The organism is Janthinobacterium sp. SUN137, assembly GCF_030587265.1.
Taxonomy (GTDB): domain Bacteria; phylum Pseudomonadota; class Gammaproteobacteria; order Burkholderiales; family Burkholderiaceae_D; genus Janthinobacterium; species Janthinobacterium kumbetense.
Genome location: NZ_JAPWHZ010000005.1, coordinates 578745 through 585410, shown reverse-complemented (window position 1 = coordinate 585410; position 6666 = coordinate 578745). Strand labels below are relative to the sequence as shown.

Here is a 6666-nt window from a genome sequence, read left to right as displayed (position 1 = left end):
CATAGCAAGTTGGTCCCACCCCTTCCCATCCCGAACAGGACCGTGAAACAACTTTGCGCCGATGATAGTGCTGCAACCAGTGTGAAAGTAGGTTATCGTCAGGCTTGTTATGCGAAAAAACCCTTTCCGGTGATCCGGTTGGGGTTTTTTTACGTCTGGCGGTTTTGTTTTGTCAGCAGGCAGGCATAAAAAAGCAGCGCTGCGCGCTGCCTTTGTCATGTAACGTCGCTTAACTTCCGCGATAGGTCGAATACGACCACGGCGACACCACCAGCGGCACGTGGTAGTTCTCGTCCGTATGCGCAATGCCGAAGGCCAGGGTGACCAGATCGATGAAGCGGGGCGAAGGCAGTTCTACTCCCTGGGCGGCGAAATAGTCGCCTGCGTTAAACACCAGTTCATATTGACCCGCTTTCATGCTCTCGCCTTCCAGCAAAGGCGTGCTGCAGCGGCCATCGCTATTGGTCATATCCATCTTCAATAGCACTTTTCCTTCCGGCGCGACTGAAAACAGGGCCACCTTGACGCCGGCTCCCGGCCTGCCGTGGGCGATATCGAGTACATGCGTGCTGAGTTTTCCCATTTGCTATCCTGTATATAGGGTGAGTGAATGTGCTTATCGTGCAAATCATATACCGGTGACTGCGCCTGGCTATATGATTGGGCATATAGCCAACATTGTCCTCCTATAGGCGCGCCTCCGCATGAACAATTACGAAGATTATCCACGCGACTTGATCGGCTATGGCCGCACGCCCCCGCATCCGCAATGGCCGGGCCAGGCCCGCATCGCCCTGCAATTCGTCCTCAATTATGAGGAAGGGGCGGAAAACAGCGTGCTGCATGGCGATCCTGCCTCGGAAACCTTTTTATCGGAAATGATCGGTGCGGCCGCTTTTCCCGCGCGCCACCTGAGCATGGAGTCGATCTACGAATACGGCTCGCGTGCCGGATTATGGCGCTTGCTGCGCATGTTCGAGGACCGGCGCCTGCCGCTGACCGTATTCGGCGTATCGATGGCCTTGAAACGCAATCCGGAGGCGGTGGCCGCGTTCCAGCAACTGGGGCATGAAATCGCCTGTCATGGCTTGCGCTGGATTTCGTACCAAAACATGGATGAAGCAACGGAGCGCGAACACATGCGCGAAGCCGTGCAGATTATCCGCGAATTGACGGGTTCCTCCCCGCAAGGCTGGTACACGGGGCGCGATTCGCCCAATACGCGCAAACTGGTGGTCGAGCATGGCGGTTTCCGCTACGACGCCGATTACTATGGCGACGATCTGCCATTCTGGGAAAAAGTGGCGTACACGGATGCCGCCGGCATGCCGGCCGTGCAGCCGCAGCTGATCGTGCCCTACACCCTGGACACGAACGACATGCGTTTTGCCGCCATGCAAGGCTTTAATTCGGGCACGCAATTTTTCGATTATCTGAAGGATGCCTTCGATGTGCTGTATGCGGAAGGCGATCCGAACGGCTTGAATCAGCCGAAGATGTTGTCGGTGGGCTTGCATTGCCGCCTGGTGGGACGTCCGGGACGGGCCGCGGCGCTGGCGCGCTTCCTCGACTATGTACAGGGCCATGAGCAGGTGTGGATCACGCGCCGCATCGATATCGCCGAGCACTGGCATGCGACGCATCCCTATGCTGCTTGATGGGTATTGATATTGGATGATAAGTAAAATCAGTCTTTGCATATAGTTGTCCCATATGCCGGTGTTAATCTCCTATACTGGGACTATACCGAGGCCAGCATGTCAGAACCGATCCGCTTTTATTACCGTGGTGCCGTACAGGAAGTACGCAACGCCGCCCCTACGCAGACTGTGTTGCAGCACCTGCGCGAGGATTTGCATTGCACGGGCACCAAGGAAGGCTGCGCCGAAGGCGATTGCGGCGCCTGCACCGTCGTCATCGGCAGCCTGGTCGATGGCCAGGTCGAGATGAAGGCCGTCAACGCCTGCATCCAGCTCACGCCCACCCTCGATGGCAAGGCCCTGTTTTCCGTGGAAGACTTGCAACAGCCCGACGGCGCCCTGCACCCGGTGCAGCAGGCGATGGTCGAGTGCCACGGTTCCCAGTGCGGTTTTTGCACGCCCGGTTTTGTCATGTCCTTGTGGGGCATGTACCTGAAAAAAAACGGCGAGACGCCCACGCGCTGCGAAATCGACGATACCCTGTCGGGCAATCTGTGCCGCTGCACCGGTTATCGGCCCATCATCGATGCCGCCAGGCGCATGGGGGAATTGCCGCACGTCACGTTCGATCGCGATGCCTTGAGGGGGCAATTGCAGGCGCTGCAGCGCGGCAGCCTGCATACGTATGAACATGGCGGCCAGCACTTCCACGCGCCGCGCAGCATCGATGAATTGGTGGCGTTGCGCGCGGAAAAGCCGCAAGCCTGCCTGCTGGCCGGTTCCACGGACGTGGGCTTGTGGGTGACCAAGCAATTGCGCGACCTGGGCGACATCATTTATCTGGGCAACGTGGCCGCGCTGAAGACGATTGCCCTCGTTGACGGCAAGCTGCAGATTGGCGCCGGCGCCAGCCTGAACGATGCTTACGCGGCGCTGTGCCAGCATTACCCGGAGGAATTGTCGGAACTGTGGCAGCGCTTTGCCTCCTTGCCGATTCGTAACGCGGGTACCCTGGGCGGCAATGTGGCCAATGGTTCTCCCATCGGCGACTCGATGCCGTGGCTGATTGCGCTGGGCAGCGAGATTGTGCTGCGCGGCCCCGCCGGCCAGCGCATCATGCCGCTGGAAAACTTCTATCTGGGGTACCAAAAGAAAGATCTGCAGCCAGGCGAATTCGTCGAAGCCGTGCGCGTGCCCTTGCCGCGTGCCGACGTGCAATTTCGCACCTATAAACTGGCGAAGCGTTTCGACCAGGATATTTCGGCCGTGTGCGCCGCGTTCGCGTTACAGCTCGACGGCGAACGCATCGTCGATGCGCGCATCGCCTTTGGCGGCATGGCGGCCACGCCGCAGCGCGCCGCGCAAACGGAAGCATTTTTGCGTGGACAGGCATGGACGGAAGAGAACCTGGTCATCGCCATGCGCTTGCTGGCCGACGATTACGCACCGCTGTCCGACATGCGCGCGTCTACTACCTACCGCATGACGACGGCGCAAAACCTGTTGCGCCGCTTCTGGCTGGAAACACGTCCCGCTGCGCCGCTGCTGCGCACGGCCGTCAACGCCTACGCTTGCCGCGCCTGAAAGGACCAGTATGAACCATCCTGCCACGCCCGAACTGCAAGCGGCTGCCTGGGCCGCCGTGGGCAAGCCCAGCCCGCATGAATCGGCACAATTGCATGTGCTGGGACAAGCCACGTACACGGACGATATCGCCGAACTGCAAGGCACCTTGCATGCGGCGCTGGGGCTGTCGCAAAAGCCGCACGCGCGCATTACGGCCATGGATTTGTCGGCCGTGCGCGCCGCTGGCGGTGTCGTCGCCGTCTATACGGCGCAGGACATTCCCGGCACCAATGATTGCGGTCCCATTATCCACGATGATCCCATCCTGGCTTTTGATCTGGTGCAATACGTGGGGCAGCCCATCTTCATCGTCGTGGCCGATACGCATGACCATGCGCGCCGCGCCGCCCGCCTGGCGCAAGTGTCATATGAGGAATTGCCCGCGATCATGACGCCGCAAGCGGCCAAGGCCGCGCAATCGTACGTGCTGCCGCCGATGCAGCTGACGCGCGGCAACTACCAGGCCGCGTTCGAAGGCGCGCCGCATGTGGTAAAGGGCCAACTCTACGTGGGCGGCCAGGAACAGTTTTATCTGGAAGGACAGATTTCCTACGCCATCCCGAAGGAAGCGCAGGGCATGCTGGTGCTGTGTTCGACCCAGCATCCGAGCGAGATGCAGCACGTGGTGGCGCATGCGCTGGGCGTGCATTCGCACAACATCACGGTCGAGTGCCGGCGCATGGGCGGCGGCTTCGGCGGCAAGGAATCGCAATCGGCCCTGTGGGCGGCGGCGTCATCGATTGCGGCGGCCAAACTGAAGCGTCCCGTGAAATTGCGCGCCGACCGCGACGACGACATGCTGGTGACGGGCAAGCGCCACTGTTTTTACTATGAGTACGAAGTGGGCTACGACGACGAAGGCCGCATCCTTGCCGCCAAGGTCGACATGACCACGCGCGCCGGTTATTCGGCCGACTTGTCCGGCCCCGTCGCCACGCGCGCCGTCTGCCACTTCGACAACACATATTACCTGTCCGACGTGGACATCCGCGCCGCCTGCGGCAAGACGAATACCCAGTCGAACACGGCTTTCCGGGGCTTTGGCGGGCCGCAGGGCGCCATTGCCATCGAGTACGTCATCGATGAAATCGCCCGCCACTTGCAACGCGATGCGCTCGATATCCGCCTGCTCAATTTCTATGGCCGCAACGATGCCGAGGGACGCAACGTCACGCCCTACGGGCAGAAGATCGTCGACAACGTGATCCATGAACTCGTTGCCGAACTGGAAGAGAGCAGCGATTACCGGGCGCGCCGCCGCGCCATCGACGCCTACAACGAGGCCAGTCCAGTCCTGAAGAAGGGCCTGGCCTTCACGCCCTTGAAATTCGGCATTGCCTTCAACGTCACGCATCTGAACCAGGCCGGCGCCCTCGTGCACGTGTACGTGGATGGCTCCGTTCTGGTCAACCATGGCGGCACGGAAATGGGGCAGGGCATCAATACCAAGGTCATGCAGGTGGTGGCGCACGAGCTGGGCCTGGACCTGGACCGCGTGCGGGCCACGGCCACCGATACCAGCAAGGTGGCGAATACGTCGGCCACGGCAGCGTCCACCGGCGCCGACCTGAACGGCAAGGCGGCGCAGGACGCGGCGCGCCAGATCCGTGAACGCCTGGCCGATTACGCGGTCAAACTGTACGGCGGCGACGTTGCTGCTGTGCGCTTCTTTGACAACCATATCCACGTGCATGGCCATGTCGTCGCGTTTGCCGAACTGGTGCAGAAGGCGTATCTGGCCCGCGTACAACTGTGGTCGGACGGTTTCTATGCCACGCCCGGCCTGTCGTGGGATGCGAAGACGATGACGGGCCATCCGTTTTCGTATTACGCGTATGGCGCGGCCGTGGCCGAAGTGGTGGTCGATACCCTGACAGGCGAATGGAAATTGCTGCGTGCGGACGCCTTGTACGATGCGGGCCAGTCATTGAATCCCGCGATTGATCTGGGTCAAGTGGAGGGGGCATTTATCCAGGGCATGGGCTGGCTGACGACGGAGCAGCTGTGGTGGAATGCTGCGGGCAAGCTGATGACGCACGCGCCATCGACGTACAAAATTCCTGGCATTTCCGATTGCCCGGAAGATTTTCGTGTGAAACTGTTTCAGAATCGCAATGTGGAAGACAGCATCCACCGTTCCAAGGCCGTGGGCGAGCCGCCGCTGCTGTTGCCGTTTTCCGTGTTCTTCGCCATCCGCGACGCCATTTCCAGCGTGGGCCATCACGCCGTGCAGCCACCGCTGAATGCCCCAGCCACCAGCGAGGAAATCCTCAAGGCGGTCATGGCCGTGCAAGCGGCGCATGCCGGCGCCTAGGAGCAGAGCATGAGCGACTGGCTGACAGCGATGGAGAACGACACGCAGCCATCCGTGCTGGTGACGGTTGCCCTGGTGGAAGGTTCCGGACCGCGGGAGGCGGGCGCGAAGATGCGCGTGACCCTCGATGGCCAGGTGGACACCATCGGTGGCGGCCACCTGGAATTGCGCGCCGTGGAAATCGCCAAGACCATGCTGGCAACGGGCGAGACCCATGCGCGGCTCGAGCGTTTTGCACTGGGCCCCAGCCTGGGACAATGCTGCGGCGGCGTCGTCCACCTGGCATTCGAATATGTCGATGCCAGCCTGAAAGAATTGCTGGCCGCCTTGCGCGAACGCCGCCAGCAAGACAGCTGGCGTTTGACGGCGCTCGACGGTGAAACCGCGTCGGCGCTGTTCGATGCTGCCGGTCGCCTGATCGCCGGGACTGCTGCACAGGCGCCCGACACGTTTTCGCGCGAACGCAGTACCCATGTGGCCCAGGATGGCAAGGGCCGGCGCTGGCTGGTCGATCCCTGCCTGGCGCCGCGCGCCCATTTGACCTTGTTTGGCGCCGGCCATGTGGGCGCCGCCATCGTGCGCGCGCTGGCCTACTTGCCTTGCAATATCACCTGGGTCGATGAACGCGAAGACATGTTTCCCGTGCAACTACCGGATAATGTGCGCATCGCCGCCACCGATACGCCCGAGGAATTTGTCGCCATGGCGCCGCCGGGCGGCAGTTTTCTCGTCATGACGCATAGCCATGCGCTCGATCAGCGCTTGACGCAAGCCATCATGGAGCGCGAGGATGCGGGCTGGTTCGGCTTGATTGGTTCGCACACGAAACGCAAGCAGTTCGAGCACCGCCTGCAGGCACGCGGCGTGCCGGACGAACGTATTGCCGCCATGGTGTGTCCGATCGGCATGCCCGGCATCCGCAACAAGGCGCCGGCCGTGATCGCCGCGTCCGTTGCCTGTCAACTACTCATGGTGTGGGAGGAAGCGGCCGCGGCCGCCCTGGCCGCACCGCTGCGGCTGGCCTCTGCCAGCGCGCCACCGCGACGCGAGAAACGCGCCGCCATTCACCCGTTATAGAAAGAAGTC

General features: G+C 61.6%; 5 protein-coding genes and 1 rRNA gene. 5 read left to right on the top strand and 1 reads right to left on the bottom strand.

What is annotated here, in order from left to right:
* Positions 1–104 (top strand): 5S ribosomal RNA (gene rrf / locus O3298_RS26570); the annotation flags it as partial.
* A 125-nt stretch (positions 105–229) separates the two neighbouring features.
* Here the strand turns inward: rrf and uraH are convergent.
* Positions 230–583: a hydroxyisourate hydrolase gene (gene uraH / locus O3298_RS26565; protein ID WP_070303439.1), complete on the bottom strand. Its 354-nt coding sequence runs from the start codon at positions 581–583 to the stop codon at positions 230–232.
* A gap of 121 nt (positions 584–704) precedes the next feature.
* Between uraH and puuE the strand changes: the two genes are divergently transcribed.
* The 4 genes from puuE to xdhC all read left to right on the top strand — a co-directional run bounded on the left by puuE (position 705) and on the right by xdhC (position 6657).
* Positions 705–1658 (top strand): allantoinase PuuE, encoded by a 954-nt coding sequence (gene puuE / locus O3298_RS26560; RefSeq protein WP_305060953.1) that lies wholly within the window; start codon positions 705–707, stop codon positions 1656–1658.
* Between the two features lie 99 nt (positions 1659–1757).
* Complete coding sequence (gene xdhA, locus O3298_RS26555; RefSeq protein WP_305060952.1) at positions 1758–3224, top strand: xanthine dehydrogenase small subunit; 1467 nt, start codon at positions 1758–1760, stop codon at positions 3222–3224.
* A 10-nt stretch (positions 3225–3234) separates the two neighbouring features.
* The gene (xdhB, locus tag O3298_RS26550; RefSeq protein WP_099665389.1) at positions 3235–5580 is read left to right on the top strand and encodes a xanthine dehydrogenase molybdopterin binding subunit; all 2346 of its coding nucleotides are present in this window, start codon (positions 3235–3237) and stop codon (positions 5578–5580) included.
* A gap of 9 nt (positions 5581–5589) precedes the next feature.
* Entirely contained in the window at positions 5590–6657 is a 1068-nt protein-coding gene (xdhC, locus tag O3298_RS26545; protein ID WP_289917923.1) for a xanthine dehydrogenase accessory protein XdhC, read from the top strand.
* Positions 6658–6666 lie beyond the last annotated feature (9 nt).

What these genes read in the sequence shown, in the direction of transcription:
- uraH (WP_070303439.1), bottom strand. Translation starts at nt 583, where the DNA reads ATGGGAAAACTCAGCACGCATGTACTCGATATCGCCCACGGCAGGCCG.
- puuE (WP_305060953.1), top strand. Translation starts at nt 705, where the DNA reads ATGAACAATTACGAAGATTATCCACGCGACTTGATCGGCTATGGCCGC.
- xdhA (WP_305060952.1), top strand. Translation starts at nt 1,758, where the DNA reads ATGTCAGAACCGATCCGCTTTTATTACCGTGGTGCCGTACAGGAAGTA.
- xdhB (WP_099665389.1), top strand. Translation starts at nt 3,235, where the DNA reads ATGAACCATCCTGCCACGCCCGAACTGCAAGCGGCTGCCTGGGCCGCC.
- xdhC (WP_289917923.1), top strand. Translation starts at nt 5,590, where the DNA reads ATGAGCGACTGGCTGACAGCGATGGAGAACGACACGCAGCCATCCGTG.